General features: G+C 68.1%; 25 protein-coding genes. 13 read left to right on the forward strand and 12 right to left on the reverse strand.

What is annotated here, in order from left to right:
• Nucleotides 1–111 precede the first annotated feature (111 nt).
• A complete protein-coding gene (locus AC2ITM_RS05285; RefSeq protein WP_486468780.1) occupies nt 112–2,013 on the reverse strand; it encodes a propionyl-CoA synthetase in 1,902 nt (633 codons plus the stop codon).
• Between the two features lie 314 nt (nt 2,014–2,327).
• Between AC2ITM_RS05285 and AC2ITM_RS05290 the strand changes: the two genes are divergently transcribed.
• Nucleotides 2,328–2,798, forward strand: coding sequence for a hypothetical protein (locus AC2ITM_RS05290; RefSeq protein ID WP_486468781.1), 471 nt, complete (start codon nt 2,328–2,330; stop codon nt 2,796–2,798).
• 38 nt (nt 2,799–2,836) lie between these two features.
• On the opposite strand, the gene AC2ITM_RS05295 is transcribed toward AC2ITM_RS05290, so the two are convergent.
• Entirely contained in the window at nt 2,837–5,116 is a 2,280-nt protein-coding gene (locus AC2ITM_RS05295) for an NADP-dependent malic enzyme (RefSeq protein WP_486468782.1), read from the reverse strand.
• 175 nt (nt 5,117–5,291) lie between these two features.
• Here AC2ITM_RS05295 and AC2ITM_RS05300 point away from each other — a divergent pair, with 175 nt between their 5' ends.
• The 6 genes from AC2ITM_RS05300 to AC2ITM_RS05325 are packed head-to-tail and all read left to right on the forward strand — an operon-like array spanning nt 5,292 to nt 10,903.
• A complete protein-coding gene (locus tag AC2ITM_RS05300; RefSeq protein WP_486469394.1) occupies nt 5,292–5,729 on the forward strand; it encodes a cytidine deaminase in 438 nt (145 codons plus the stop codon).
• 3 nt (nt 5,730–5,732) lie between these two features.
• Nucleotides 5,733–7,037, forward strand: a complete 1,305-nt coding sequence (locus tag AC2ITM_RS05305) for a thymidine phosphorylase (protein ID WP_486468783.1) — start codon at nt 5,733–5,735, stop codon at nt 7,035–7,037.
• The gene (locus AC2ITM_RS05310; RefSeq protein WP_486468784.1) at nt 7,034–8,239 is read left to right on the forward strand and encodes a phosphopentomutase; all 1,206 of its coding nucleotides are present in this window, start codon (nt 7,034–7,036) and stop codon (nt 8,237–8,239) included. Before AC2ITM_RS05305 ends, AC2ITM_RS05310 begins: the two co-directional genes overlap by 4 nt.
• Nucleotides 8,236–9,252, forward strand: a complete 1,017-nt coding sequence (locus AC2ITM_RS05315; RefSeq protein ID WP_486468785.1) for an adenosine deaminase — start codon at nt 8,236–8,238, stop codon at nt 9,250–9,252. Before AC2ITM_RS05310 ends, AC2ITM_RS05315 begins: the two co-directional genes overlap by 4 nt.
• Complete coding sequence (gene upp, locus AC2ITM_RS05320; protein WP_486468786.1) at nt 9,249–9,887, forward strand: uracil phosphoribosyltransferase; 639 nt, start codon at nt 9,249–9,251, stop codon at nt 9,885–9,887. Before AC2ITM_RS05315 ends, upp begins: the two co-directional genes overlap by 4 nt.
• 59 nt (nt 9,888–9,946) lie before the next feature.
• Nucleotides 9,947–10,903 carry an SPOR domain-containing protein gene (locus AC2ITM_RS05325; protein WP_486468787.1) on the forward strand — a complete coding sequence of 319 codons (957 nt, stop codon included), beginning with the start codon at nt 9,947–9,949 and terminating at the stop codon, nt 10,901–10,903.
• Nucleotides 10,904–10,913: 10 nt separating this feature from the next.
• On the opposite strand, the gene AC2ITM_RS05330 is transcribed toward AC2ITM_RS05325, so the two are convergent.
• A complete protein-coding gene (locus tag AC2ITM_RS05330) occupies nt 10,914–11,942 on the reverse strand; it encodes a hypothetical protein (RefSeq protein ID WP_486468788.1) in 1,029 nt (342 codons plus the stop codon).
• Between the two features lie 141 nt (nt 11,943–12,083).
• Between AC2ITM_RS05330 and AC2ITM_RS05335 the strand changes: the two genes are divergently transcribed.
• Together AC2ITM_RS05335 and AC2ITM_RS05340 are read left to right on the forward strand one after the other, a co-directional pair.
• Complete coding sequence (locus tag AC2ITM_RS05335) at nt 12,084–12,710, forward strand: sulfotransferase family 2 domain-containing protein (RefSeq protein ID WP_486468789.1); 627 nt, start codon at nt 12,084–12,086, stop codon at nt 12,708–12,710.
• A 291-nt stretch (nt 12,711–13,001) separates the two neighbouring features.
• Nucleotides 13,002–13,661 carry a TetR/AcrR family transcriptional regulator gene (locus AC2ITM_RS05340; protein WP_486468790.1) on the forward strand — a complete coding sequence of 220 codons (660 nt, stop codon included), beginning with the start codon at nt 13,002–13,004 and terminating at the stop codon, nt 13,659–13,661.
• A 55-nt stretch (nt 13,662–13,716) separates the two neighbouring features.
• Here AC2ITM_RS05340 and AC2ITM_RS05345 read toward each other — a convergent pair whose 3' ends face one another.
• From AC2ITM_RS05345 to AC2ITM_RS05370, 6 genes are all read right to left on the reverse strand, one after another.
• Nucleotides 13,717–15,882: a 3-hydroxyacyl-CoA dehydrogenase NAD-binding domain-containing protein gene (locus tag AC2ITM_RS05345; protein ID WP_486468791.1), complete on the reverse strand. Its 2,166-nt coding sequence runs from the start codon at nt 15,880–15,882 to the stop codon at nt 13,717–13,719.
• 12 nt (nt 15,883–15,894) lie between these two features.
• On the reverse strand, nt 15,895–17,106 hold the full coding sequence (locus AC2ITM_RS05350; RefSeq protein WP_486468792.1) for an acetyl-CoA C-acetyltransferase: 1,212 nt from the start codon (nt 17,104–17,106) through the stop codon (nt 15,895–15,897).
• A 106-nt stretch (nt 17,107–17,212) separates the two neighbouring features.
• On the reverse strand, nt 17,213–17,842 hold the full coding sequence (locus tag AC2ITM_RS05355) for a glutathione S-transferase family protein (RefSeq protein ID WP_486468793.1): 630 nt from the start codon (nt 17,840–17,842) through the stop codon (nt 17,213–17,215).
• A gap of 335 nt (nt 17,843–18,177) precedes the next feature.
• A complete protein-coding gene (locus AC2ITM_RS05360) occupies nt 18,178–19,956 on the reverse strand; it encodes an acyl-CoA dehydrogenase C-terminal domain-containing protein (RefSeq protein WP_486468794.1) in 1,779 nt (592 codons plus the stop codon).
• A gap of 49 nt (nt 19,957–20,005) precedes the next feature.
• On the reverse strand, nt 20,006–20,413 hold the full coding sequence (locus AC2ITM_RS05365) for a MerR family transcriptional regulator (protein ID WP_486468795.1): 408 nt from the start codon (nt 20,411–20,413) through the stop codon (nt 20,006–20,008).
• Nucleotides 20,414–20,892: 479 nt separating this feature from the next.
• Complete coding sequence (locus AC2ITM_RS05370) at nt 20,893–21,267, reverse strand: MerR family transcriptional regulator (protein WP_486468796.1); 375 nt, start codon at nt 21,265–21,267, stop codon at nt 20,893–20,895.
• Nucleotides 21,268–21,363: 96 nt separating this feature from the next.
• Here AC2ITM_RS05370 and AC2ITM_RS05375 point away from each other — a divergent pair, with 96 nt between their 5' ends.
• Genes AC2ITM_RS05375 through AC2ITM_RS05385 form a run of 3 tightly spaced genes read left to right on the forward strand, consistent with a single transcriptional unit; the run spans nt 21,364 to nt 23,641 of the window.
• Complete coding sequence (locus tag AC2ITM_RS05375; protein WP_486468797.1) at nt 21,364–21,807, forward strand: PaaI family thioesterase; 444 nt, start codon at nt 21,364–21,366, stop codon at nt 21,805–21,807.
• On the forward strand, nt 21,804–22,322 hold the full coding sequence (locus AC2ITM_RS05380; protein WP_486468798.1) for a PaaI family thioesterase: 519 nt from the start codon (nt 21,804–21,806) through the stop codon (nt 22,320–22,322). The genes AC2ITM_RS05375 and AC2ITM_RS05380 overlap by 4 nt, the downstream gene beginning before the upstream one ends.
• A gap of 2 nt (nt 22,323–22,324) precedes the next feature.
• Nucleotides 22,325–23,641 (forward strand): MATE family efflux transporter, encoded by a 1,317-nt coding sequence (locus AC2ITM_RS05385; protein ID WP_486469395.1) that lies wholly within the window; start codon nt 22,325–22,327, stop codon nt 23,639–23,641.
• 124 nt (nt 23,642–23,765) lie between these two features.
• Here the strand turns inward: AC2ITM_RS05385 and arsC are convergent, their stop codons facing one another.
• Genes arsC through AC2ITM_RS05400 form a run of 3 tightly spaced genes read right to left on the reverse strand, consistent with a single transcriptional unit; the run spans nt 23,766 to nt 25,533 of the window.
• Complete coding sequence (arsC, locus tag AC2ITM_RS05390) at nt 23,766–24,107, reverse strand: arsenate reductase (glutaredoxin) (RefSeq protein ID WP_486468799.1); 342 nt, start codon at nt 24,105–24,107, stop codon at nt 23,766–23,768.
• Nucleotides 24,104–25,156 carry a quinone-dependent dihydroorotate dehydrogenase gene (locus tag AC2ITM_RS05395; RefSeq protein ID WP_486469396.1) on the reverse strand — a complete coding sequence of 351 codons (1,053 nt, stop codon included), beginning with the start codon at nt 25,154–25,156 and terminating at the stop codon, nt 24,104–24,106. Before AC2ITM_RS05395 ends, arsC begins: the two co-directional genes overlap by 4 nt.
• A 38-nt stretch (nt 25,157–25,194) precedes the next feature.
• Complete coding sequence (locus tag AC2ITM_RS05400; RefSeq protein WP_486468800.1) at nt 25,195–25,533, reverse strand: DUF952 domain-containing protein; 339 nt, start codon at nt 25,531–25,533, stop codon at nt 25,195–25,197.
• A gap of 265 nt (nt 25,534–25,798) precedes the next feature.
• Here AC2ITM_RS05400 and AC2ITM_RS05405 point away from each other — a divergent pair, with 265 nt between their 5' ends.
• Nucleotides 25,799–26,353, forward strand: a complete 555-nt coding sequence (locus tag AC2ITM_RS05405) for a MarR family winged helix-turn-helix transcriptional regulator (protein WP_486468801.1) — start codon at nt 25,799–25,801, stop codon at nt 26,351–26,353.
• Nucleotides 26,354–26,461: the final 108 nt, after the last annotated feature.

Here is a 26,461-nt window from a genome sequence, read left to right on the forward strand (position 1 = left end):
GGTCCCCTGGTCCCCTGGTCCCCTGGGGCTGGCGGTGGCCGGGGCAGATGACGTCCCCGTCGCCGCGCGCCCCGGGGTCGGCAGATCCCGGGGCCGCGGGGGCGTCAGCCGTCAGACCTTGTGGGACTGGCGGGCGTAACCGATGGTTTCCAGGGCGGTGCGGATCTCGTCCAGGACCTCGGGGTCGTCGATGGTGGCGGGCATCTTGAAGGGCTGCCCGTCGGCGATCTTGACCATTGTCGCCCGCAGGATCTTGCCCGAGCGCGTCTTGGGCAGCCGGTCCACCACCACGGCGGTCTTGAAGGCGGCGACCGGGCCGATCTTGTCGCGCACCAGCGCCACGCATTCGCGCACGATATCGGCCTCGTCGCGCTCGACCCCCTTGGACAGGCACAGGAAGCCCACCGGGCTTTGCCCCTTCAGATCGTCCGCCGCCCCGATCACCGCGCATTCGGCAACATCGGGGTGGCTGGCCAGGACCTCTTCCATCTGGCCGGTCGACAGCCGGTGTCCCGCGACGTTGATCACGTCATCGGTGCGCGCCATGATGTAAAGATAGCCGTCCTCGTCCACCAGGCCCGCATCGCCCGTCTCGTAATAGCCGGGGAAGGTGGTCAGATAGCTTTTGCGGAACCGCTCATCCGCGTTCCACAGCGTCGGCAGGCAGCCGGGGGGCAGGGGCAGCTTGATCGCGATGGCGCCCAGCTCGCCCGGTTTCAGCGGATGGCCGTCCTCGCCCAGGATCTGCACGTCGTAGCCCGGCATCGGCACGCAGGCGGATCCGGCCTTCTGCGGCAGCAGTTCGATCCCCAGGGGGTTGCCCGCGATGGCCCAGCCGGTTTCCGTCTGCCACCAGTGGTCGATCACCGGCACGCCAAAGTGCTTTTCCGCCCAGGCGATGGTGTCGGGATCGGCGCGTTCGCCGGCCAGGAAGATCGCCTGCAGGTCATGCTGGGCATAGCGTTTCACCCAGAGGCCATCCGGGTCCTCGCGCTTGATGGCGCGCAGGGCGGTGGGGGCGGTGAAAAAGCTCTTGATGCGGTTGTTCTGGATCACCCGCCAGAAGACGCCGGGATGCGGGGTGCCGACGGGCTTGCCCTCGTAGACGACGGTGGTGGCGCCCGCCAGCAGCGGCCCGTAGCAGATATAGCTGTGGCCCACGACCCAGCCCACGTCCGAAGCCGCCCAGAACCGGTCGCCCGCGCTGATGTTGTAGATGTTCTGCATCGTCCAGTTCAGCGCCACCAGATGCCCGGCGGTCGGCCGCACGACACCCTTGGGCTGGCCGGTGGTGCCCGAGGTGTAAAGGATATAGGCGGGGTGGGTGCCCTCGACCGGGACGCAATCGGCGGGTTTCACGCCGTACTGGAAGCCCAGCCAGTTGAAATCGCGGCCCGGCACCAGCTTGGCCACCTCCTGCTCGCGCTGGAAGATGACGCAGAATTCGGGCTTGTGGCGGGCTTGCTCGATCGCGGCATCAAGGAGCGGCTTGTAATGGACCACGCGGTTCGGCTCCAGCCCGCAGGAGGCCGCAAGGATCGCCTTGGGGGTGCAGTCGTCGATGCGCACCGCCAGTTCATTGGCGGCAAAGCCGCCGAAGACCACCGAATGGATCGCCCCCAGCCGTGCGCAGGCCAGCATGGCGACCAGCGCCTCGGGGATCATCGGCATGTAGACGATCACCCGGTCGCCCTTTTCCACGCCGCGCATCTTCAGCGCCCCCGCCAGCGAGGCGACGCGGGTCTGCAGGTCCTTGTAGGTGATGCCCTTGGTGGAATGGGTGATCGGGCTTTCGTGCTGGATGGCGATCTGGTCGCCGCGGCCGGCCTCGACATGGCGGTCGACGGCGTTCCAGCAGGTGTTCACCAGCCCGTCGGCAAACCATTCGTAGGGGGCGGTCGCGTCGGTCAGCGCGCGCGCAGGCGGCCTGATCCAGTCGATGGCCTGCGCCTGTTCCATCCAGAACCCCTCGGGGTCCTGCTGCCATGCGGAATAGACCTCGCGGTATCCCATCGCCTCTCCTCCCTCAGCTTTGCGCCCCGATCATAGCAGGGTTGCACCCGAGGAGTAATCAGCGCCTTTCGTAGCGGGCAAGATGCGAAGTGACGCGGGGCCGGTTTCGCGTAAAGAAATTTGCAGAATCGGGGCCGATTGACCTGCAAATCTTTGCAAATACGGCGAAAATTACCGATTTTTGGCAAATTTGATGGGATTTTGCAAACTTCCTGCGACTCGGGGCAGGTGGGCTGCGATGCGGCGGGCCGTTGACGAGTCTCGGGGAAGGTCCTTAATCTTCCGTAACGTCAGATCTGTCCGGAGGGCATGTCATGGAACGACGACTGCTGCTGCTTGGGGCGCTGGCCGCAGGCATCCTGCCGGGCCTGGCCCGGGCGAAAACCCAGGTTCACCTGAGCGAGCTGATCGCCCTGTCGAAGAAGGCGCGCAACAACGATGTGGCCTCGTTGCCGGTGCTGGCGGGCAAGGCCGCGCCGCTGGGCTGGATCAGCCCGCAAAGCGCCCAGCAGATGCACTGGCGCGGCAAGTGGACCATCCACACCTACAAGGGCGAAAAGGCCGGGGTCGAGATCCGCTCGGGCCGCAAGGCGGTGCCGCTGGCGGGATCGAAGCTGTGGTTCACGGAATGGGACGTGCTGGCCAAGAAGGGATCGCCCGTGCTGCTGGTGCTGACCGATGGCAAGAAAAAGGTCTACTACCAGTATTTCGAGCGCCCGGGCGTGGTGTTCCTGTCGAACTACGCGAACCGTCAGCAGTACATGACCCTGACGATGGTCAGCTAGGGGCGCAGGCAGGGCCCGAAGGCCCTGCCGCAGAGGTGTCAGCCGTAATGGGCGACCGGGGTGCCGGCGATGGCGGCCATGTTCAGCAGGCCGCGCGCCGTGGTCGAGGCACTGACGATATGCGCGCAGTTGCGCATGCCCATCAGGATCGGACCGACTTCCAGGCCATTACCCTTCATCTTCAGGATGTTGCGCACGCCCGATGCGGTGTCGGCATGGGCGAAGACCAGCACGTTCGCGGGGCCTTCAAAGCGGCTTTCCGGGAAGACGGCGGCGCGCAGCTTGGGATCCAGCGCAGTGTCCACGTTCATCTCGCCTTCATAGCTGAAGTCGCGCGGCGCGCTGTCGAGGATCCTGAGCGCCTCGCGCAGGCGCAGGGCGCTTTCGGTGTCCTGGTTGCCGAACTGCGAGCGTGAGCACAGCGCGATCTTCGGCGTCAGGCCAAAGCGGCGCACGTGACGGGCCGCCCCGATGGTGACGCGGGCGATCTGCTCGGGGGTGGGATCGGCATGGATATGGGTGTCGGCCAGGAACAGCGGGCCGTCTTCCATGATCATCAGCGACAGGGCGCCGTCGGGCTGACGGGTCGGCCCGCCCAGGATCTGTTCGACATAGCTGAGATGCCAGCGGTATTCGCCATAGGTGCCGCAGATCAGGCTGTCGGCCTCTTCGCGGTAGACCATGGTGGCGCCGATGGCGGTGGTGTTGGTGCGCATGATGGCGCGCGCCATGTCCGGGGTGACGCCGCGGCGCGCCATCAGCTTGTGATAGGTCTGCCAGTAGTCGCGGTAGCGGGGGTCGTTTTCCGGGTTCACCACCTGGAAGTCAACGCCGGGGCGGATGGTCAGGCCGTTGCGCTCGCAGCGGTGCTCGATCACCTCGGGGCGGCCGATCAGGATCGGCTTTTCGGTGGTCTCTTCCAGCATCATCTGGGCGGTACGCAGCACACGCTCGTCCTCGCCCTCGGCGAAGGCGATGCGGCGGGCGGCGGTGCGGGCGGCGTCGAAGACCGGACGCATCAGCAGCGCCGACTTGAACACCGAGGAGTTCAGCTTGGCCTTGTAGGCGGCGATGTCCTCAAGCGGGCGGGTGGCGACACCGGATTCCATCGCGGCCTTGGCCACGGCCACCGACACGACGCCCGACAGGCGCGGATCGAAGGGTTTCGGGATCAGGTAATCGGCGCCGAAGGTCAGGGTTTCGCCCTGATAGGCGGCGGCGGCCTCGGCCGAGGTGGTGGCGCGTGCCAGCGCCGCGATGCCTTCGATGCAGGCGATCTTCATCTCGTCGTTGATGTCGGTGGCGCCGACATCCAGCGCACCCCGGAAGATGAAGGGGAAGCACAGCACGTTGTTGACCTGGTTCGGGAAATCCGAACGGCCGGTGGCGATGATCGCGTCCGGCTTCACCTTGCGGACCTCGTCCGGCATGATTTCCGGGGTCGGGTTGGCCAGGGCGAAGACGATCGGACGGTCCGACATCTTGGCGACCATCTCGGGCTTCAGCACGCCGGGGCCCGACAGGCCAAGGAACATGTCGGCGCCCTCGATCACCTCGTCCAGGGTGCGCAGGTCGCTGTCCTGGGCGTATTCTTCCTTCTGGGCGGTCATGCCCTCGTTCCGGCCCTTCCAGACCAGCCCGTCAAGGTCGCACAGCCAGACGTTTTCACGCTTCACGCCCAGCTTCAGCAGCATGTTCAGGCAGGCGATGCCCGCCGCGCCGCCACCGGTCGAGACGATCTTGACGTCCTCGAATTTCTTGCCGGCCACCAGCAGCGCGTTGGTTGCTGCGGCGCCCACCACGATGGCGGTGCCGTGCTGGTCGTCGTGGAAGACGGGGATGTTCATCTTCTCGCGGCAGATCTGTTCCACCACGAAGCAGTCGGGGGCCTTGATGTCCTCAAGGTTGATGGCGCCGAAGGTCGGCTCCAGCGCGCAGACGATCTCGGCCAGCTTCTCGGGGTTGCTCTCGTTCAGCTCGATGTCGAAACAGTCGATATTGGCGAATTTCTTGAAGAGGACGGCCTTGCCCTCCATCACCGGCTTCGAGGCCAGCGCACCGATGTTGCCAAGGCCCAGCACGGCGGTGCCGTTCGAGACGACCGCCACCAGGTTCCCGCGCGAGGTATAACGCGAGGCATTCGCGGGATCGGCCTTGATCTCGATGCAGGCCTCGGCCACGCCCGGGGAATACGCAAGCGACAGGTCACGGCCGTTGGCCAGAGGCTTGGTCGCGCGGACCTCGAGCTTACCGGGCTTGGGGTTTTCGTGGTAGGCGAGGGCGGCGCCACGCAGCGTTGCCTTTTCTGTGTCGGACATTGGGATGCCTCATCCTGGAAAATTAGTTCAGCGTTAAACCAAATGCGCGGCCGGGGAAAGATGCCCATGCCGCAGAGCAGCGTCCCGGCCTGTGCAGGCGGGATTGCGCCGCGCGTGATTGCCCTTGCCAAGGAACCTGCAGAACTTGACACTATGGTCAGGGTCCGGCGACAGTCTGGTCCCTGATCATGACCAAAGCATTCACGCAGGGAGATTGGCAATGGATCTGCTGCAGGCGGCCCGGGCCGTGCGCGAAAACGCCTATGCGCCGTATTCGAACTTTAAGGTGGGGGCGGCAGTGCGCGGCGCCTCGGGGACCATCTATTCCGGCTGCAACGTCGAGAATATCGCCTATCCCGAAGGCACCTGCGCCGAGGCTGGCGCCATCGCCGCCATGGTCGCGGCCGGCGAAACCCGCCTGACCGAGGTGCTGGTGATCGCCGACAGCCCGACGCCGACGCCGCCCTGTGGCGGCTGCCGCCAGAAGTTGGTGGAATTCGGCGCCCCCGAAACGCCGCTGACCATGATCACCCTGGAAGGCAACAAGATCGAGACCACCCTGGCCGAGATCCTGCCGGGCCGGTTCGACGCGGGCCACATGTCGCGGAGCTGAGGCATGGATGCGCGGGGGATCATTGCCTGCATCCGCGATGGCAGGACGCCCTCGCGCGATGAAATCGCGTGGTTTGCCAATGGCCTGGCCAGTGGGCAGGTCAGTGATGCCCAGGCCGGGGCCTTTGCCATGGCGGTGGTGCTGCGCGGCCTGTCGGCCGAGGGCCGCGTGGCGCTGACGCTGGCGATGCGCGACAGCGGCGACCGGCTGCACTGGGATCTGCCGGGGCCGGTTCTGGACAAGCATTCGACCGGCGGGGTGGGCGATTGCACCAGCCTGGTGCTGGCGCCCGCGCTGGCGGCCTGCGGGGCCTATGTGCCGATGATCTCGGGGCGGGGGCTGGGGCATACCGGCGGCACCCTTGACAAGATCGAGGCGATCCCGGGCGTCGATACGCAACTGCCCGAGGCCGCCTTTCGCCGGGTGGTCGCGGGGGCGGGCTGTGCCATCGTCTCGGCCTCGGGGGATATCGCGCCCGCCGACCGGCGCCTTTACGCGGTGCGCGATGTCAGCGCCACGGTCGAGAGCCTCGATCTGATCACCGCCTCGATCCTGTCGAAGAAGCTGGCGGCGGGGCTGCAGGGGCTGGTGCTGGATGTGAAATGCGGCTCGGGGGCGTTCATGAAGACGGCGGCGCAGGCGCGCGATCTGGCGCGGGCGCTGGTCGATACCGCCAATGCCGCGGGCTGCCCGACCGAGGCGCTGATCACGGACATGTCACAGCCGCTGGCGGCCGATCTGGGCAATGCGCTGGAGGTCGATTCGGCCATGCGCGTGCTGACGGGGCTGGAAAAGGGTCGGCTGTGGGATCTGTCGGTGGCGCTTGGCGCGGGGCTTCTGGTGCAGGGCGGTCTGGCGGATACCCGGGCGGGCGCGGCCGGGATGCTGGAAGCTGCCATTGCGTCGGGCGCCGCGGCGGAACACTTTGCCCGCATGGTGGCGGAGATGGGCGGGCCGGGGGATTTCGCCGAAAGCTGGGCGCGGCTGTTGCCGCGGGCGCCGGTGATCCTCGACGTCCCCGCGCCCTGCGACGGCGTGATTGCCGCCATCGACGGCGAGGCCCTTGGGCTGGCGGTGGTCGCCCTGGGCGGTGGCCGCCGGGTCGAGGGCGACCGGATCGACCCCTCGGTCGGGCTGTCGCAGGTGCTGCGGCTGGGCCAGCCGGTGACGGCCGGGCAGCCCATGGCGCGGATCCACGCGGCGGATGAGGCCGCAGCCCGGGCCGCGCTGCGCACAGTCGGGCAGGCCATCACCCTGGGCGCCGCGCCGCCCCACACCCCTTTGGTGATCGAGAGGATCAGCGCATGACCCGCGCCTTTCTGGTGGTTCTGGACAGCGTCGGCATCGGCGCGGCCCCGGATGCCGCGGCCTATTTCAGCGGCGGCCGCCCCGATACCGGCGCCAACACCCTGGGCCATATCGCGCAGGCCTGTGCGGCGGGGCAGGCCGAGGAGGGGCGCCATGGCCCGCTGCGCCTGCCGCATATGGATGCGCTTGGCCTGGGGGCGGCGCTGGCGCAGGTCAGCGGCCCGGCGCCGGGTCTGGGGGCAACTCCGCAGGGCCGCTGGGGCGCGGTGTCGGAACTCAGCCGCGGCAAGGACACCCCCTCGGGGCATTGGGAACTGGCGGGCGTGCCGGTACCCTGGGACTGGCATTATTTCCCCGACACGCAGCCCGCCTTCCCCGATACGCTGGTGCAGGCCGTCTGCCGCGCCGCCGGGACCGAGGGCATCCTGGGCAATTGCCATGCCAGCGGCACGACGATCCTTGAGGATCTGGGCGAGGCGCATCTGCGGACCGGCTGGCCGATCTGCTACACCTCGGTCGACTCGGTCTTTCAGGTCGCCGCGCACGAGGACACCTTTGGCAACGACCGCCTGCAGGGGCTCTGCCGGGAGATCGCGCCGATGCTGCACGCGATGAAGGTGGGGCGGGTGATCTCTCGGCCGTTCACGGGCCGGCCGGGCGCCTTCATCCGCACCACGGGGCGGCGCGATTATGCCATGCCGCTGCCGGCGCCGTCGCTGTGCGACTGGGCGCAGGCGGCGGGGCGGCGGGTTCATGCGGTGGGCAAGATCGGCGACATCTTCTCGATGCAGGGGATCGACGACGTGGTGAAGGGGACCGATGCGCAGCTGATGGATCACCTCGACCGGCTGGTCGCCACCGCCGAAGACGGCAGCCTGACCTTCGCCAACTTCGTCGAATTCGACAGCCTCTATGGACATCGGCGCGACATTTCGGGATATGCCCGGGCGCTTGAATGGTTCGACGGGCGGATCGGCGCGGTGATCGCCGCGCTGCGCCCGGGCGACCTTCTGGTGCTGACGGCCGACCACGGCAACGACCCCAGCTGGGCGGGCACGGAACACACCCGCGAACAGGTGCCGGTGCTGATGGCGGGCCGCGGCGCGGGCCCCTTGCGGGCGGGCCGGTTCAGCGATGTCGCGGCCTCGGTCGCGGACCACCTGCAGATCCCGGCGCAGGGCCCGGGAAGGAGCCTTCTATGAGAGACGACGAGGACCAGCGCCGCAGCGAGATGGCCAGCCTGCCCAAGCTGGAGCTGCACCTGCACCACGAGGGCGCGGCCCCCCCCGGCCTGATCCGCCAGCTGGCGCATGAAAAGCGCATCGACCTGCACAAGATCTTCGACGCGCGCGGCAACTATGTCTACGAGGGCTTCGCGCAGTTCCTGCAGGTCTACGAGGCCGCGACCGAGGTGCTGAAAAGCCCCGAGGATTTCGCCCGCCTGACCACGGCCGTGCTGGAACAGAGCGCCTCTCATGGGGTGATCTACTCGGAAACCTTCCTCAGCCCGGATTTCTGCGGCGGCTCGGATCTGGGGGCCTGGCGGGAATACCTGCATGCCATGCAGGAGGCCGCCGCCCGCGCCGAACGCGACTGGGGCATCACCCTGCGCGGCGTCGTCACCTGCATCCGCCATTTCGGCCCCGAGAAGGCCAAGCGCGCCGCCCTGTGCGCCGCCGAGACCGCCGGTGACTGGATCGTGGGCTTTGGCATCGGCGGAGATGAAAACATGGGCAAGCCCAAGGATTTCGCTTGGAGCTTCGACATGGCCCGCGAGGCGGGGCTGAAGCTGACAGCCCATGCGGGCGAATGGGGCGGGCCGAAGGCCATCCGCGAGACGCTGGATGATCTGCGCGTCGCCCGTCTGGGCCATGGCGTGCGCGTCATCGAGGATCTGGAACTGGTGGACCGGATCGCCGAAGAGGGCATCGTGCTCGAGGTCTGCCCGGGCTCGAACGTGGCGCTTGGCGTCTATCCGGACCTGGCGCGCCACCCGATCGAACGGCTGCGCGAACGCGAGGTCAGGCTGACCGTCTCGACCGATGATCCGCCGTTCTTCCACACCACCATGTCGAAGGAATACGAGGATCTGAACCGTACCTTCGGCTGGGACGAGGAGATTTTTGGCGGGATTGCGGCCATTGCGCTTGATGCGGCATTCTGCGACGCAACCACCAAGGAATCCCTGCGCAAGAAACTGGAGGCCGCGGCATGAGCGACACCGACCACCTGACAATCGTCACCCATCCGCTGGTGCAGCACAAGCTGACCCTGATGCGCGAAAAGGAGACCTCGACCGCCAAGTTCCGGCAACTGCTGCGCGAGATTTCCCAGCTGCTGGCCTATGAGGTCACGCGCAACATGGAGATGACCTCGAAGACGATCGAGACGCCGCTGTGCGAAATGGAGGCGCCGCTGCTGGATGGCAAGAAGCTGGCGCTGATCTCGATCCTGCGGGCGGGCAACGGGCTGCTGGACGGCATCCTGGAACTGGTGCCGGCGGCGCGGGTGGGCTTTGTGGGCCTCTACCGTGACGAGGAAACCCTGCAGCCGGTGCAATACTACTTCAAGGTGCCGGACAATCTGGGCGACCGTCTGGTGATCGCGGTCGATCCGATGCTGGCCACGGGCAACAGCTCGGCCGCGGCGATCGACCTGCTGAAGCAGGCGGGGGCCACCAACATCCGCTTCCTGTGCCTGCTGGCCGCCCCCGAGGGCGTGGCGCGCATGAAGGAAGCCCACCCGGACGTGCCGATCGTCACCGCCTCGCTCGACAGCCATCTGAACGAGAAGGGCTATATCGTGCCGGGTCTGGGCGATGCGGGCGACCGGATGTTCGGAACCAAGTAAGACTCTCGCGCTAGAAAAGGGGCGGTGCCCGTCGTGGCACCGCCGGTAGGGGGGCGACGATGGGACGATGGGGCAGGGCCCTTGCGGGCGTGATGGCGGTGCTGGTGCCGCTTGGTCCGGCTGCGTTGACGGCGCAGACCCTGGCGCAGTCCCGTGGCCCCGCCGAACCCCCGCCCGAAGGCTATGCCGCGCGGCAATATGTCGACAGCCGCGGCTGCGTCTTCCTGCGCGCGGGCATCGACGGGCGCACCGTCTGGGTGCCACGGGTGAACCGCGACCGGACGCTGATCTGCGGCGCGGTGCCCTCGGTCGTGCCGGCGGCGCCTGCACCGGTGGCGCAGCCCCGGGCGGCGATGCGCCTTTCGGCCCCCGATCCGGCAGAGGGCGCGCCGCACAGGCTGCCGCCCGAGGTGGAGAACCGCCGCGACCGCAGCCTGCTGGGGGTTTCCGTGCCCGATGGCTATCAGCAAGCGTTCCGCGATGGCCGTCTGAACCCGGCACGTGGTCAACGTTCGGCGGCGGGCGAGGCCGCGATGGGCCAGATCTGGAGCCCGACCGTGCCCAGCCAGCTGAGCGACGCGCCGCTGCCCGATGCGCCGCCGGCCTTGGCCCGGGGGGCGGGGCCCTCCGGCATGCCGCTGACCGCGGTGGCGCCTGCTGTGGCCCCGGCGGGGCCCGGGACGGCGCTGCCGCCTGCCGTGCCCGAGGGAACCGGCGGGGGGACTGAGGGGCTGGCCAAGGACCCTGATGCGGGTGCCGAGCCGCCGCTGCTGCAACGCAAGGACACTGCCAACCGCTTCGTGCAGATCGCCACCTTTGACACCACGGCCAGGGCGGCGGCGGTGCAGGCGGGGCTGATCGCGCGTGGCCTGCCGTCGGAACTGCGGCTGTGGCGGTCGAACGGGCGCAGCTACCGGGTGGTGCTGGTGGGCCCCTATCCCTCGGAAGACGAGCTGACGCTGGCTCTGGAGGCCGCGCGGGCACAGGGCTATCCGGATGCCTTCATCCGGCGCTGACGCCCGGGGATCAGTCTTCGCAGATCTGCTGCAGGCGCAGCCAGTCGCCATCCGACATGATCGGATCCTTGGCGCCGTCGGGATAGGGATCGCCCGAGATCAGCGCATCGACCCGCGGATCGGCCGCGGGAAGCGTCCGGGCATAGGGCTGGCTTTGCAGGCCGGCGGCATCGAAGGCGGTCAGCAGCTGGCCGCTCGACAGCGGCACGGGCGTCTGCAGCAGCATGGCGCGCGCATAGCTGCGCAGGCTGGAGGCTGGCAGGCTGCCGGTGGTCAGCAGCCGCACCACCGAGACCGTCCCCGACGCCGTCAGCAGCCCCGCCATCGGATTGCTGGCCCGCGCCTGCAGCATCCCGGCCAGGATGATGCCGGCGGCGGCCTCGGGGTCCTCGACGTTTTCCAGGATCTGGCTGTCGATCAGCAACAGCCCGCCGGGCACGGCCAGCGTGCCGCGGATGCCGCCCTTGACGACGCGCAGCTCCATCGGTGCCTGGGCCGCAGGTTCCAGCCGGGCCGACAGCCGGGCCAGGGCCTCGGCGCCGCCGGGGGCCGAACAGGGCGGGCCGGTGACGGGGCGCAGGTCGGCCACGATGTCATGGGCGATCTCGGCGCGCTTGCCGGGGGGCAGCACATGCAGCGCCTGCTGTTGCAGCGCGCCCGGCAGCCACAATGCGGCCGCAGCCACGGCGCCGGCCAGGATCATCAGCCCGATCCCCATCCGCAGCCGTCCGCTGCTGGGGCGCCGACGTTCGACCGCGCCAACCAGCGTGTCCAGGCAGTCGATCATCTCGGCCTCGGCGGCGGCGATCTCCAGCATCTCGGCCGGATCGCCGTCGGGGGTGAAGCGCGCGGGCATCTGGCCGGGATTGGCGCGGGTCAGCGCCCCGATGGACCAGTGCGTCAGCGGCATGCCGTTGCCGTCGGAAATCGTCAGCGTCGCCTTGCCGATGGAGATCACCACGGCCTGCGGATCGCTCTCGGCGTCCGCGCGCCACAGCGCCCCGGCTTCCAGCCGCTGGTACTTGTCCAATGCCGTCATGCAGACCTGCTTCTCGCCGGCGTTTCCGCCTGTTGCCGGCGGACCCTACATGGCTTGGCCGCGCGCTGCAATCTGCCCCGGGGCCGGCCATGCCCTGCGCGCGGGCTTTCGCGGGGGCAGGTCAGGCGCTAGCCTTGTGCCATGATCCTGTCGCGCGGCCGCCGCTATCTGTTCATCCACATCCCGAAGACCGGCGGCACCTCGATGGCGCTGGCGCTGGAGGGGCGGGCGCTGCGTGACGACCTGATGCTGGGCGACACCCCGAAGGCCAAGGCAAGGCGGCACCGGCTGCGGGACGTCCCCGCGCGCGGGCGCCTGTGGAAGCATTCCACCCTGGCCGACCTGGAGGGGCTGGTGACGCCAGAGGAGCTGCCGCAGCTTTTCGTCTTTACCCTGGTGCGCCATCCGGTCGCGCGGGTGATCAGCTATTATCACTGGCTGCGGCAGCAGCGCTTTGACCACCCGGCCGTGACCCGGGCCCGGGCCCTGCCGCTGGAGGGCTTCATCGAGGACCCGCTGATCCGGCACAGCCTGACGGCGCATCCCTATCCCAGCTACCTGCGCGGCAGCGACAGCGCCGAGGTGCCCGCGCTTTACATCCGCCTGGAGGCCTTTGCGACCGAGGCCGAGCCGCTGTGGCAGCACCTGGGGTTCCGGCTGAACCTGCCGCATGTCAATGCCTCAGGGGGGACCGAGGCGGTGCCTGCCGCGCTGCGCGGGCGGATCGCGCAGCTGTGCGATGCGGACATGACCCGTTTCGGGTACTGACCTGCCCGATAGCGCAGTCTTGCGGGCTGCATCTTTTGCGTGCATCATTGTGGCACACACTCTGCGCCAAGGTGTCACGGGTCGGCTGCGGGGGCGGACAGGGGACCGCCCACGGGGCAGGATGGGCGCCGTCAGGGACGCGACCGGGGTCGCGTCAGGGCCATGCCGGACGATGACGTATGGAGCGCTTTTCCCGGGCGCCGCAGCAGTTCCGCCAATCGGTCGAATCTCGGATCCGGCCAATAATATAAAACGCTTGCGTGGTATATTCCCCCCATGAAACATCCCGGCATGATGAAGAACAGCGATACGGAACGTCTCGGGAAGGCACCGCGCAAGGCCGGTCGTCCGCCCGTCCTGACCGAGGAGGCCCGGCGTGCGGCCCTCCTCGAGGCGGCCTATGGCGTCTTCGTGCGGGATGGCTTTGCCGGTGCCACGGTCGAGGCTATTGCCCAGGAAGCGGGCATGTCCAAACGCACGCTGTACCGGTTCTTCAAGGACAAGAAACAACTGCTGCATGCGCTGGTGCGGGCGCATCAGATGGACTGCCCCGAAGACACGGCCGTGCCTTCGGGCCTGACCCCGGCAGAAGAGATTCGTACCCTGCTGATTTCGGTCCTGGGCAGCCTGCTGGATCCGCGCCAGGTGGCGCTGCTGCGGCTGGTGATTTCCGAAACGCCGAATGCCTCGGACGTGACCGAGGAATACCTGCGGGTCAATCTGGCGGGAATTTTCGGCACGCTGAACACCCGGTTCGCGGCACTGAAGGAGGCGGGCGCGCTCCGCATGGCCGACCCGGAGGAGACCGCCGGGCTGATGCTGAGCGCCGCGCTCGGCCCGCTGCTGTGGCAGGCGTTGACGACCGGAACGGGGCAGGCCGCCCCGGAGCAGGCGATTGCAGATCAGGTCGACCGGGTCCTGGCGATCTTTACCCCCACCCTGATGCCCTGAGGGGACGCGGCCCGCAGGCCGCATCCCCGGTTCAGGTGCCGCTGTCGGCCCCGGTTCAGGCGGCGCGAAAGCCGCGGCTGCCGCGGGCCAGATCGCGCAACAGCGCCGGGCAGGCAAAGCGGTCGCCATGGGCGGCCTGCAGCCGGTCGCAGGTTTCCGCCGCATAGGGCGCCCCCAGCAGATCCAGCCACGAGAACGGCCCCCCCGACCAGGGGGCAAACCCCCATCCCAGGATCGCTGCCACATCGCCTTCGCGCATGTCGGTCAGCACGCCTTCCTCCAGCGCGCGGACGGCCTCCAGGACCTGAACGAACATCAGCCGCAGCTGGATCTCGTGCAGGTCGGGCAGGGGATCCGTGGCCGGGTAGCGTTCGGCCAGCCCGGGCCACAGGCCGCTGCGCCGGCCGCGTTCGTCATAGTCGTAAAAGCCCGCGCCCGCCTTGCGGCCCAGCCGCCCGGCCTCGGCCATCGCCTGCATCAGCGCATCGACCGGCGCCATGTCGGTGGGATAGGCGGGCCCCATCGCGGCGCGGGTGGCGCTGGCGATCTTCAGCGCCAGCGTGATCGAGGTCTCGTCGATCAGCTGCAGCGGCCCGACCGGAAAGCCCAGCATCCGCGCGGCATGTTCCACCAGCTGCGGCGGCACCCCTTCGGTGACCATCCGCGCGCCCTCGTTCAGATAGGGGATGATGCAGCGGTTGGCATAGAAGAAGCGCGCGTCGTTGACGACGATGGGGGTCTTGCGGATCTGGCGGACGAAATCCAGCGCCTTGGCCACGGCGCGGTCCTGGGTCTGCTTGCCTCGGATGATCTCGACCAGGGCCATCTTTTCGACCGGCGAAAAGAAATGGATGCCGATGAACTGGCCGGGGCGGGTGCTGGCCTGCGCCAGGCCGGTGATCGGCAGGGTCGAGGTGTTCGAGGCATAGATCGCATCGGGCGGCATCGCGGCCTCGGCCAGGGCGGTGACCTGGGCCTTGACCTTGGGGTCCTCGAAGACCGCCTCGATCACCAGGTCGACATCGGCAAGCGCGCCGTAATCGGTGGTGGCGGTGATCCGCGCCAGCGTCGCGTCGCGCTGGTCCGGGGTCGTCTTGCCCAGCTTCACCCCCTTGTCCAGATACGCCTGCGTATGGGCCTTGCCGCGCTCGGCCGCGTTCTGGTCCTGGTCGATCAGCACCACGTCAATACCTGCGCGCGCGGCGGTCAGGGCGATGCCCGCGCCCATCATGCCCGCGCCCAGGACGCCCAGGCGACGCACGCTCTGGTCCGGGGCCTCGGGGCGGTTCGCGCCCTTCTCCAGCGCCTCCTTGTCGAGGAACAGCGACCGGATCATCGCGGCGGACGAGGGCTCCATCAGGATATGGGTGAACCAGCGGGCCTCGATGCGCAGGGCGGTGTCGAAGGGCACCAGCAGCCCCTCGTAGACGGCCGACAGCATCGCCTTGGGGGCGGGATAGGCGCCCCAGGTCTGGCCCGCGATCATCGCATTGGCGCCGACGAAGGTCGGGAAGCCCTGCGGCGAATAGGGCGCGCCACCCGGCACCTTGTAGCCCTTGGCGTCCCAGGGTTTCACCAGATCGGCATCCTTCGCCGCCAGCACCCAGGCACGGGCGGCGGCGATGGGATCTGCGGCTACCTCGTCGATGATCCCGGCCGCCTGCGCGGCCCGGGGATCCGACAGCTTGCCCTGCAGCAGGAAGGGCGAGGCGCCCATAACGCCCAGCTTGCGCACCAGTCGCGTGGTGCCGCCCGCGCCGGGGAAGATGCCCACAAGGATCTCGGGCAGGCCAATCTTGGCCCGGGGATTGTCGGCGGCAAAGATCCGGTGGCAGGCCAGCGGCAGTTCCAGCCCGATGCCAAGGGCAGTGCCGGGCAGGGCCGCGGCAATGGGCTTGCCGCCCTTCAGTGTCTTCGGGTCCATCCCGGCGCGCTCGATCTGCCGCAGCAGGGTGTGCAGCGACATGACGGCATCAAAGGTGCCCTGCGCGCCCTCGGTCTGCATCCCCGCCAGCACGTTCAGATCCATCCCCGCGGCAAAGCTGTCCTTGGCCGAGGTGATCACCACGCCGCGGATGGCGTCATCGGCCAGGGCGTCCTCGATCAGCGCGCCCAGTTCGGCCGCGCCCGCAAGGCTCAGCACATTCATCGACTTTCCCGGTACGTCCCAGGTGATCGTCGCGACACCGTCGGCATCGCGGGCCATCGTGAAATCGGTCATCTGCCCTCTCCCTCAGATCCGTTCGATGATGGTCGCGGCACCCATCCCGGAGGCCACGCAGAGCGTCGCCAGGCCGGTGCCCTTGCCGGTGCGCTCCAGCTCGTCCAGCAGGGTGCCGATGATGATGGCGCCTGAGGCCCCCAGCGGGTGCCCCATGGCGATGGCGCCGCCGCAGACGTTGACGCGGTCATGATCGACGCCGAAGGCCTGCATGAAGCGCAGCACCACCGAGGAGAACGCCTCGTTCACCTCGAACAGGTCGATGTCGGCGATGGACATGCCGGCGGCCTGCAGGGCGCGCTCGGTCGCGGGGACCGGGCCGGTCAGCATGATCGTCGGATCCGATCCGACCCGGGAGGTGGCGCGGATGCGGGCGCGCGGCGTCAGGCCATGGGCCTCGCCGAAGGCCTTCGAGCCGATCAGCAGCGCTGCCGCCCCGTCGACGATGCCCGAGGAATTGCCGGCATGGTGGACATGTTCGATCCGTTCCAGTTCCGGGTATTTCAGCAGCGCCACCTTGTCGAACCCGGGCATCGCCTCGCCCATCTCCCTGAAGGCGGGGCGCAGGGCGGCCAGCGCCTGCAGATCGGTGCCGGGGCGCATCGCCTCGTCATGATCGAGGATCGTCAGGCCGTTGATGTCGGTGACGGGCACGATGGAGCGGGCAAAGCGTCCCTCGGCCCAGGCGGTGGCGGCGCGTTGCTGCGAGGCAACCGCATAGGCATCGACATCGGCGCGGCTGAAGCCATGGCGGGTGGCGATGATGTCGGCGCTGATGCCCTGGGGCACGAAGTGATGCGTCATGGCGACGCTCGGGTCGACGGCCACGGCCGCGCCGTCACTGCCCATGGCGACCCGCGACATGCATTCGACGCCACCCGCGACATAGGCCTGACCGGCGCCGCCCTTCACCTGGTTCGCGGCCAGGTTCACGGCCTCCATCCCCGAGGCGCAGAAGCGGTTGATCGACAGGCCCGGGATCGCCTGGTCCAGATCCGAGGCCAGCACGGTGGTGCGCGCCAGGCAGCCGCCCTGCTCGAAGGCCTGAGTGGCATTGCCCCAGATGACATCCTCGATCACCGGGCCGGACAGGTCGCTGCGGTCCCGGATGGCGTTCAGCATCTGTCGCCCCAGGGCGACGGCAGTGACTTCATGCAGGGCGCCGTCGGGGCGTCCGCGCCCGCGCGGACTGCGCAGGGCGTCATAGATATAGGCTTCGGTCATGGTCTCCTCGCGATCCTGCGTCTTCCGCGTTCCGGGAAACGCGGCCTCCTCCGGTGTCATCATGACCTTGGGTCACGGGAAATCCACAAGGACGTTGCGTAGGGTCCTAAAGGCCCCGGTCCGAAGGGTGCCCAGGCATGAGATCATAGGGATGGGCCCAGCCGGGTTGTTCGGCCAGCCGCGCCAGCCAGGCGGCGATGGCGGGATAGGTTTCGGCGTCATAGCCGAAGGGCTCGGGGTAATAGAGGTATCCGGCACAGGCGCAATCCGCGAGGGTAGGCACATCCGAGGCCACCCAGTCGCGCCCTGTCAGATGCCGGTCCAGAACCGTCAGCGCCGCGTCTACGCGCCCCGAGAGCCAGGCGATGGCCTCGGCCGGGCGTTTCTCTTCCGGCAGGAAGTTCCGCATGAACCGCAAGGAGCCCTGCTGGCCCGATCCCTTCTGCGCATCCCAGAACATCCAGCGCAGGATCTCGGCCCGGTCGCCCTGCAGCAGCTGGCCCGTGCGTTCGGCCACATGCAGCTGGATCACGCAGGACTGGGTCAGCCTCTGCGCGCCCTCGACGAAGACCGGTGCTTCGCCCATTTCGTTGAGGGACAGGAAGTCGGGCTGGCGCTGGGCGCCGTGGAAGAAATCGACCCAGACCGGTTCCCAGTCATATCCCGTCAGTTGCAGGGTGAGGGCCGCCTTATAGGCGTTGCCGCTTTCTCCGAAGCAATGGAGCTGTGCCGTCATGATGCCTCCCTTGGCTGGCGGGGTAGGGCGGGGGTTTCACACCCCCGCACCCCCGTGGAGTACTTATGGTCAGATGACAGGGAACGGGTCACCTGTTTTTAACCTTGGTGCGGGATGCTGAAGGGGCGTTACAGGCTGGAGAGCCGATGGACGTGTCAGGTGACGCTCCGCCACCGATATATCTGGTAGCCAACCCGGTGAGGCGGGGCGGAGCGGAACCACTTTCGACCCTGCGGGTCCAAAGCACAGCGGTTCTTTATCATCTGACCAGAAATACTCCCGCCGGAGGCGTCGGGCCGTCCGCAGCCAGCGGGCGGCCCCTGCTTTTGAGCGGATCAGAAACTTTCGGGCGGCAGTGACATCACGGGGGCGGCACCCGACAGGATGCGCTGCAGATGCATGGCCGTCGCAGGCAGCCGTCGGGCCATGTAGTAACGCCCTGTGGCCAGCTTGGCGTGGTGGAAATCGGGATGCGGGGTGCCTTCCTGCAGAGACTTCTGCGCAGCCACGGCCATCCGCGTCCAGAGGTAGCCCAGGCAGACATGGCCGAAGAGGTGCAGGAAATCGTTGGATCCTGCCAGCGCCTCGTTCGGATCCTTCATCCCCTTCTCCATGAAGAACATCGCGGCCTGCTGCAGCTGTTTCGAGGCCTGCTTCAGCGGTTCGGCGAAATCGCGGGCGATGTCCGGATCCGCAGAGGCCTCCTTGCAGAAGTCCTTCAGCATCGAGAAAAGCGCCATCGCGGGCTGTCCGCCCTGGGCGGCCAGCTTGCGGCCCACCAGGTCCAGGGCCTGCACGCCGTTCGCCCCTTCGTAGATCATCGTGATCCGGGCGTCGCGGACGAATTGCGACATGCCGTGATCCTCGATGTAGCCATGGCCGCCGAAGACTTGCTGGGCCTGGACCGTGGCCTCGAAGCCCAGATCCGTCATGAAGCCCTTCATTACCGGCGTCAGCAGCGAGATCAGCCCCTCGGCCGCCGGATCGCCCGTCCGGCGCGCCCGGTCGATCAGCGTGCCGCCCCAGAGGCCGAAGGCGCGCGCCCCCTCGATGAAGCTTTTCTGGTCCATCAGCATCCGCCGCACGTCAGGATGCGAGATCAGCGGATCGGCCGGGTCTTCGGGATGGGTGGCGCCGGTCACGGCGCGGCCCTGGCGGCGCTCTTTCGCATAGATCACCGCGTTCTGGTAGGCGGCGACGGCCTGCGACAGGCCCTGCATGGCGACGCCCAGGCGGGCCTCGTTCATCATGGTGAACATGGCGCGCATGCCCTTGTGGGCCTCGCCCAGCAGGTATCCGGTGGCGCCGTCGTACTGCATCACGCAGGTGGCATTGCCGTGGATGCCCATCTTGTCTTCCAGCTTGCCGACCGAGACCGCGTTGCGCGCGCCCAGACTGCCGTCCGCATTCACCAGCACCTTCGGCACGATGAAGAGCGACACGCCCTTGATGCCCTCGGGGGCGCCGGGGATCCGCGCCAGCACCAGATGGATGATGTTCGGGGCAAGGTCATGATCGCCCGCCGAGATGAAGATCTTTTCGCCGCTGATCCGGTAGCTGCCGTCGTCCTGGGGCAGGGCCTTCGTGCGCATCAGGCCCAGATCGGTGCCGCAATGGGGCTCGGTCAGGTTCATCGTGCCGGTCCAGTGGCAGGACACCAGGTTCGGCAGGTAAAGCGCCTTCTGTGCCTCTGTCCCGTGGGCATGGATCGCCGAATAGGCGCCATGGGTCAGGCCGGGATACATGAAGAAAGCCTGGTTCGCCGCCGAGAACATCTCTCCGGTCGCCACCGACAGCACATGCGGCATGCCCTGGCCGCCATAGGCCGGGTCACAGTCGAGGCCCGTCCAGCCGCCGTCCTTCACTGTTTCGAAAGCTTGTCTGAAGCCTGCGGGCGTGTGCACCACGCCATCCACCAGCTTCGCCCCGCTGCGGTCGCCGGGCGCATTCAACGGTGCCAGTACCTCCGAGGCGATCCTTGCCGCCTCTCCCATTACTGCACCGGTGAAATCACGCTCCAGCTCCGCATAGCCGGGAATGTCCTGTTCAGAGACCCTCAGCACCTCGTGCAGCACGAATTGCAGATCGTCTACCGGACCGGAATAAGTCGGCATTCTCTACCCCTCCCAAGGCTACACGCGCGCCCCGGGTGGGATGCGCGCGTCACTCGGCGGCGTCACGCGTCGCGTTGGTCGAGGCGAGCACGTTGGCCACCCATTCCATCTGCTCTTTCAGCTCGGACATCGCTGCCTCAAGCTCGGCCTTCTCGGCTTCCATCTCCTCCAGACGGCGCTGCGCCACCTCGTAGGTCCGGGTCAGCTGCGTCTGCTGCTGGTCGCCCAGATCATAGAGGTCGAGCAGCTGCCGGATCTCTTCCAGGCTGATGCCAAAGCGCTTGCCGCGCAGAATCAGCTTCAGCCGGGCCCGGTCGCGCCGCGTGAACAGCCGCTTCTGGCCTTCACGGATCGGAAAGAGCAGTTCTTTCGCTTCGTAGAACCGCAGCGTACGGGGCGTCACATTGAACGCGTCGCACATCTCGCGGATCGTCATCACTTCTGCAGTGTCCGTCATCACTCACCCACATCGATTGTTTTTCTTTTCGACCGGGGAGCAATGCCGTTCACTTCAGACGGATACAACGCAGAAGCGGTTTTGCGTTAGCGCTACGTCACGTCATTTCCAAGTTGACGTAAGATAAGTGCGAACGTCCCGCGTCAGGGCGCAATTTCATTTCCTTGATACATGCTATTTCACGCTGTGTTGCAGCATTTTTCAGACCCTGCGTCAGCCTCTGATTCGGCCGAGGTGCTCCGTGCCCGTATCGGCGGGCGACTTATCCCCAGAGTGTTAATTTACAGGGATTCGATTGCACATCTGCGTGAGCTATCCAGAAAACCTGTTGCGAAATCTGAAGGGCACCTTGGACCCTTTGGGAGGATATATTGCGATATATTCCGCGACGCAGCATGATTGTATGCCGAAAAACCGCCCATCCGGCAGGCAAGCGCCGGTTTCCCGGGCAGCGTCCTGTCGCGGTGCGGCAGGGCGGATCACTCCAGCCCGAGGTCCCGCGCGGTCGAGTCGCGCAGGCTTTTCAGATCGACCATGGCGTCGTCGATCTGCCGGCGCTGTTCGGCCAGCGCGCCCAGCTGGCGGTCGGCCATCTCGACCCAGGTGCGCATCTGCTCGGCCGAGCCCTGCCGGTCGCGCATCTCCAGCCACTGCCGGATCTCCTCCAGCGAAAAGCCGAAGCGGCGGCCGCGCATGATCAGCGTCATGCGGGCGATCTCGCGCGGGCCATAGAAGCGGGCGCGGCCCTCGCGCTCGGGCGCGAGGAGTTCAATGTACTCGTAATACCGCAAGGTGCGCGGCGTCACATCGAAGCGCGCGCACATTTCCTTGAAGCCGAGCTTCGTTTCAGACATGTCCTGACACAGCCCTTGTTTCCTTGCCGCGACCCTAGGGCGCGCGGCCCGGGAGAGCAACCGTGGCACGCGGCCCCGGCCGGGAAGGATGACAGCATGACCGACAGCCCCCGGGCCGATTTTGCCCGCTATTTCACCCAGAACCTACCGCAGGGACAGGCCATCGGCCTGGTGGTGGAAGAGGCCGAGGCGGGCAGGGCCAGCGCCTGGATCCCCTATGATGCCCGGCTGGTGGGCGATCCGGAAACCGGGGTGATGGCGGGGGGCACGGTGTTCACGCTGCTGGATACGACCTGCGGGGCGGCGGTGGTGTCGCATCCGCTGTCGGGGGGCGTGACGGCGACGCTGGACCTGCGGGTCGACTACATGCGCTCGGCCACGCCCGGCCAGCGCATCCGGGCGCGGGCGGAATGCTACCACGTGACCCGCTCGGTCGCCTTCGTGCGCGCCGTGGCGCTGGATGATGACGAGGCGCATCCGGTGGCCTCGGCGGCGGGCGCCTTCACCTTCACGCCCCGCACCCCGGAGGATCCCGCATGAGCCGCCCCGCCCCCGAACCCGTCCAGGTCGTCAAGCAGCGCCGCGATGCCGCGCTGAAGGCGCTGGTCGGCCACATTCCCTATTACCAGTTCCTGGGGCTGCGCTTCGACCGCCTGGGAGACGAGCTGACGGCGATCCTGCCCTATGACGACAAGCTGATCGGCAACCCGGCGCTGCCGGCGATCCACGGCGGCGTCACCGCGGCCTTCCTGGAGGCAACCGCGGTCATCGGCCTGGCTTGGTCGGTGCTGTGGGAGGACCTGGAAAGCGGGCGCCTGGATCCGGCGGCGGTGGCGGCGGGGGCCTTGCCCCGGATGCCGAAGACCATCGACTTTACCGTTGATTACCTGCGCACGGGCCTGCCGCGGGATGCCTATGCGCGGGCGCGGGTGACGCGCTCGGGGCGGCGCTATGCCTCGGTGCGGGCCGAGGCCTGGCAGGACAACCGCGACCGCCCCATCGCCGAGGCCATGGGCCATTTCCGCATGCCCGAGCCTGAGGAGCTGATCCGTTGAGCCTGGCCGAACCGTTGCCCGCGCTGTCGCATCTGCGGGTGCTGCGCATTGCCCTGCCGGTGATGCTGTCGGGGGCCGCGGTGCCGATGCTGGGCGCGGTCGATACCGGGGTGGTGGGGCAGCTGGGCCAGGCGGCGCCGATCGGCGCGGTGGGCATCGGGTCCGTCGTGCTCTCAAGCCTCTACTGGATCTTCGGTTTCCTCAGGATGGGCACCACGGGCCTGGCGGCCAATGCCCTGGGGGCGGGCGACCGGGCCGAGGTCGCGGCGCTGTTCACCCGGGCAATGCTGGCGGGGTTGACGGCGGGGCTGGCGCTGGTGCTGCTGCAGGGGCCGCTTTTCTGGCTGGCGTTCCGCCTGTCGCCCGCCTCGGCCGAGGTCGAGGCGCTGGCGCGCGGCTATATGGGGATCCGGATCTTCTCGGCGCCGGCGGCGATTGCGCTTTACGGGCTGACCGGCTGGCTGATCGCGCAGGAGCGCACGCTGGCGGTGCTGGTGATCCAGCTGGGGATGACGGCGCTGAACCTGGTGCTGGACCTGCTGTTCGTGCTGCATCTCGACTGGGGGCTGAAGGGCGTTGCCTGGGCCAGTTTCGTGGCGGAATGGGGGGCGCTGCTGGCGGGACTGTGGCTGTGTCGGCAGGTGATCGTGGACCGCGCTGCGCACGACTGGGGGCGGGTCCTGGACCGGCTGAAGCTGCGCCGGATGGCGCAGGTCAACCGCGACATCATGCTGCGCTCGCTGATGCTGCAGGCGATGACGGTCAGCTTCATGTTCCTGGGGGCGCGGTTCGGCGACACCCAGCTGGCCGCCAACCAGCTGCTGATGCAGTTCATGATGATCATCGCAGCGGCGCTCGACGGCTTTGCCTTCGCCGCCGAGGCAATGGTGGGGCATGCCATGGGCCGTCGCGACCGGGCCGGGCTGCGGCGTGCGGTGGGGCTAAGCGCGCTCTGGGGGGCGCTGACCTCGGTGGTGCTGGCGCTGGCCTTCGCGGCCGCCGGCGGCGCGATCATCGACCTGATGAGCACGGCCCCTGCGGTGCGCGAGGCCGCGCGCCATTTCCTGCCCTGGATCGTGGCGCTGCCGCTGGCCGGCGTCGGGGCCTTCATGATGGACGGTGTCTTCGTGGGCGCGACCCGGGCCAATGACATGCGCAACATGATGGCGGTCAGCCTGGTGATCTACCTGGTGGCGCTGCTGCTGGTGCCGCCCTTCGGAAATCACGGCCTCTGGGCGGCCTACGTGATCAGCTTCCTGGCGCGGGCCGTGACGCTGGCCTTGCGATACCCCTCGCTGGAGGCCGGGGCGCAGGGCTGAGAGGGGGTGGGGGCGCTGCCCCCGTCTTCCTGCGGAAGCCTCCCCCGGAGTATTTGGGGCCAGATGACAGGGAACCCGGCCCCTGCTTTCATCTTTCCCCAAATATGCACCGTCGTGACGCTGCTCAGAGGATCGACAGCACAGCCTCGGGCGGGCGGCCGAGAACGGCGCGACCGTCCTTGATCGCCACCGGCCGCTCGATCAGGCGGGGATGGGCGGCCATCGCCTCAAGCAGCGTGTCGGGGCTGTCGTGGCGGGACAGACCCAGTTCCGAGAACAGGGCCTCCTTGGGGCGCATCATGGCGATGGGTTCGAGGCCCAGAAGGGTCTGCAGCGCCTGCAGTTCGGCGCGCGAGGGCGCGTCCTCAAGGTAGCGGCGGACCTGCAGCTCTTCGCCGGTGGCCTCCAGCAGCGCCAGGGCCTCGCGGGATTTCGAGCAGCGCGGATTGTGCCAGATCGTGATCACAGCCAGTCCCCGCGGCCGGTGCCCACGGCCTGGGCCACGTTCGTGAAACCGTCACGCGCCAGCAGCGCGTCCAGTTCGGCGGCGATGCGCGGCACCAGCGACAGCCCCCCGTAGACCAGCGCCGAGTAGAGCTGCACCGCCGAGGCGCCGGCGCGGATCTTCTCGTAGGCCTGCGCCCCCGAGGCAATGCCGCCCACGCCCACCAGCGGCACGCGACCGTCGGTCAGCTGCGACAGGCGCGCCAGCACGCGGGTGGATTTCTCGAAGAGGGGCGCGCCCGAGAGGCCGCCGGCCTCCTGCGCCTGCGGATCATGGAGGCCGCTGCGGTCGAGCGTCGTGTTGGTGGCGATCACCGCGTCGATGCCGCTTGCCAGGGCCACGGCGGCTATGTCCTCGAGGCCCTCGGCATCAAGATCCGGTGCGATCTTCAGGAAGACGGGGATGCGGCGCGCGAGGCCCTCGCGGGCTTCCAGTACGCCCGCCAGAAGCGCCGAGAGCGCCGCCTTGCCCTGCAGGTCACGCAGCTTTTCGGTGTTCGGCGACGAGACGTTGACGGTGGCGAAATCCAGATGCGCGCCACAATGCGCCAGCACCCGGCGGAAATCGTCGGCGCGCTCGGCGCTGTCCTTGTTGGCGCCGAGGTTCAGCCCGATCACCGCGTCGCGCGGCCGTTGCGCAAGGCGGGCGCCGATGGCCTCCATCCCTTCGTTGTTAAAGCCGAAGCGGTTGATCACCGCGCGGTCGCCGGTCAGGCGGAAGAGGCGGGGCTTGGGGTTGCCGGGCTGCGGGCGGGGCGTCGCGGCGCCGACCTCGACAAAGCCGAAGCCCGCGCGGGCGAGCGGCGCCAGCGCCTCGGCGTTCTTGTCGAACCCCGCAGCCAGGCCCACCGGGTTCGGCAGGGCGATCCCCGCCAGCGTGGTGGCCAGACGGTCTGACGTCACCCGCCCCGGCAGCGGCACCACCCCTGCCCGCAGGGCGCGGATCGACAGGCCATGCGCCGTCTCGGGATCACAGCGGTGCAGGGCCGCGAGGCCCGTGCGCTCGATCATGCGGGCGAGGGGGCCGGTGCGGGGCAGGGCGGGATGTGTCACAGGATACCGTCCGGGAACTGGTGGCGACCGCCGTCCAGCGGCAGGTCCCAGTGGGTCTGAACCTCGTCGCGCAGCAGGGCGCGGTAGAGATGCGGGAAGAGGGCGCCGCCGCGTGAGGGCTCCCAGACCAGGTCCTGGCCCAGGGGCGCGGGATCACAGGCCGCCAGCACCAGGTCGGACTGGGTGGCGAAATGCTTGGCGGCGGTCTCGGCCACCTGGGCGGCGGTCGAAAAATGAATGTAGCCGTCCTGCAGGTCGACGGGCGCGCCCAGGGTTTCGCCCCTGGAGCAGAGGTCGTCCCATTCGGCGCGGCGGAAGATCTTGTAGATGGTCATGACGGTGCTGTGCCTCCTCTCCGACCCATGGTCAATGGAAAAGAGCGGCCCGTCATGGCCTGGGGGGCAGGCCAGAGGGCAGGGCCCGCGGGCAGGCTGACGCCCGGGCAGCGGCGCAATGGGGTTTATAACCCGGCCCCTGCGCATTACATGTGGCCCTGCACCCACGCCCGGCAGCCGATTTCCGCGCGACTTCGCGCTTTGTTTGACACGTCAAGCACTCGCGGCTAGCCTGAACCTGCCGCGAGTTCAGGATAAAACCACGATGCCCAAGAGCCAACTGTACTGGCCCATGCCTGCCTTCCTCGACGATACGCGCGAGGGGCCTGCCTACGACATGATGAGCCACGAGGATTACCTGACCTACCGGGTGGCCATGCTGGCGGGAGAGTTCAACCGCAACATCACACGCTATTTTGCGCGCTATTACGACCTGACTTTTGCCGAGGGGCGGGTGCTGGCGCGGCTGGTGAATTCAGGTCCGCTGTCCTATGGCGAGATCTGCGAGAAGCTGCTGCTGGACGGGGCGCAGATCAGCCGGGCGGCAGCGGCGCTGGTCGAGCGCGGTTTCCTGCGCAAGGCGACCGATCCCAAGGACGCGCGCCGCGCCATCTTCGAGCTGACCGACGAGGGCCGACGCATCGGCGAGGAGGTGCTGCACGTCGGCCGCGCCCGGCAGAAGTTCCTGCTGGAGAAGCTGACGGCGGGTGAGCGCAAGACGATGTACAAGGCGCTGTCCAAGCTGATGACGGTGATGACCGAACTGAATGCCGATGGCGTGCTGCTGGGCGAGGCGGCTTTGCGCGACCCTGCGCCTTGAGGCGCGGCGGGGAGGGGGCTCTGCCCCCGTCTTCCTGCGGAAGACTCCCCCGGAGTATTTATGGTCAGATGACGGGGAACCGTCGGTGGCTTTCATCTTTCTCCAAAT

This window comes from Pseudooceanicola sp. NS-SX9, from assembly GCF_057380705.1.

Excerpts from the sequence above, each read along its gene's own strand:
- AC2ITM_RS05340 (WP_486468790.1), top strand. The coding sequence starts at position 13,002 with ATGATGAAGAACAGCGATACGGAACGTCTCGGGAAGGCACCGCGCAAG.
- AC2ITM_RS05295 (WP_486468782.1), bottom strand. The coding sequence starts at position 5,116 with ATGTCCGACACAGAAAAGGCAACGCTGCGTGGCGCCGCCCTCGCCTAC.
- AC2ITM_RS05325 (WP_486468787.1), top strand. The coding sequence starts at position 9,947 with ATGGGACGATGGGGCAGGGCCCTTGCGGGCGTGATGGCGGTGCTGGTG.
- AC2ITM_RS05395 (WP_486469396.1), bottom strand. The coding sequence starts at position 25,156 with ATGATCGAGCGCACGGGCCTCGCGGCCCTGCACCGCTGTGATCCCGAG.
- AC2ITM_RS05305 (WP_486468783.1), top strand. The coding sequence starts at position 5,733 with ATGGATGCGCGGGGGATCATTGCCTGCATCCGCGATGGCAGGACGCCC.
- upp (WP_486468786.1), top strand. The coding sequence starts at position 9,249 with ATGAGCGACACCGACCACCTGACAATCGTCACCCATCCGCTGGTGCAG.
- AC2ITM_RS05355 (WP_486468793.1), bottom strand. The coding sequence starts at position 17,842 with ATGACGGCACAGCTCCATTGCTTCGGAGAAAGCGGCAACGCCTATAAG.
- AC2ITM_RS05310 (WP_486468784.1), top strand. The coding sequence starts at position 7,034 with ATGACCCGCGCCTTTCTGGTGGTTCTGGACAGCGTCGGCATCGGCGCG.
- AC2ITM_RS05365 (WP_486468795.1), bottom strand. The coding sequence starts at position 20,413 with ATGACGGACACTGCAGAAGTGATGACGATCCGCGAGATGTGCGACGCG.
- AC2ITM_RS05360 (WP_486468794.1), bottom strand. The coding sequence starts at position 19,956 with ATGCCGACTTATTCCGGTCCGGTAGACGATCTGCAATTCGTGCTGCAC.
- AC2ITM_RS05380 (WP_486468798.1), top strand. The coding sequence starts at position 21,804 with ATGAGCCGCCCCGCCCCCGAACCCGTCCAGGTCGTCAAGCAGCGCCGC.
- AC2ITM_RS05405 (WP_486468801.1), top strand. The coding sequence starts at position 25,799 with ATGCCCAAGAGCCAACTGTACTGGCCCATGCCTGCCTTCCTCGACGAT.
- AC2ITM_RS05285 (WP_486468780.1), bottom strand. The coding sequence starts at position 2,013 with ATGGGATACCGCGAGGTCTATTCCGCATGGCAGCAGGACCCCGAGGGG.
- AC2ITM_RS05370 (WP_486468796.1), bottom strand. The coding sequence starts at position 21,267 with ATGTCTGAAACGAAGCTCGGCTTCAAGGAAATGTGCGCGCGCTTCGAT.
- AC2ITM_RS05375 (WP_486468797.1), top strand. The coding sequence starts at position 21,364 with ATGACCGACAGCCCCCGGGCCGATTTTGCCCGCTATTTCACCCAGAAC.
- AC2ITM_RS05330 (WP_486468788.1), bottom strand. The coding sequence starts at position 11,942 with ATGACGGCATTGGACAAGTACCAGCGGCTGGAAGCCGGGGCGCTGTGG.
- AC2ITM_RS05315 (WP_486468785.1), top strand. The coding sequence starts at position 8,236 with ATGAGAGACGACGAGGACCAGCGCCGCAGCGAGATGGCCAGCCTGCCC.
- AC2ITM_RS05400 (WP_486468800.1), bottom strand. The coding sequence starts at position 25,533 with ATGACCATCTACAAGATCTTCCGCCGCGCCGAATGGGACGACCTCTGC.
- AC2ITM_RS05350 (WP_486468792.1), bottom strand. The coding sequence starts at position 17,106 with ATGACCGAAGCCTATATCTATGACGCCCTGCGCAGTCCGCGCGGGCGC.
- AC2ITM_RS05335 (WP_486468789.1), top strand. The coding sequence starts at position 12,084 with ATGATCCTGTCGCGCGGCCGCCGCTATCTGTTCATCCACATCCCGAAG.
- AC2ITM_RS05345 (WP_486468791.1), bottom strand. The coding sequence starts at position 15,882 with ATGACCGATTTCACGATGGCCCGCGATGCCGACGGTGTCGCGACGATC.
- AC2ITM_RS05290 (WP_486468781.1), top strand. The coding sequence starts at position 2,328 with ATGGAACGACGACTGCTGCTGCTTGGGGCGCTGGCCGCAGGCATCCTG.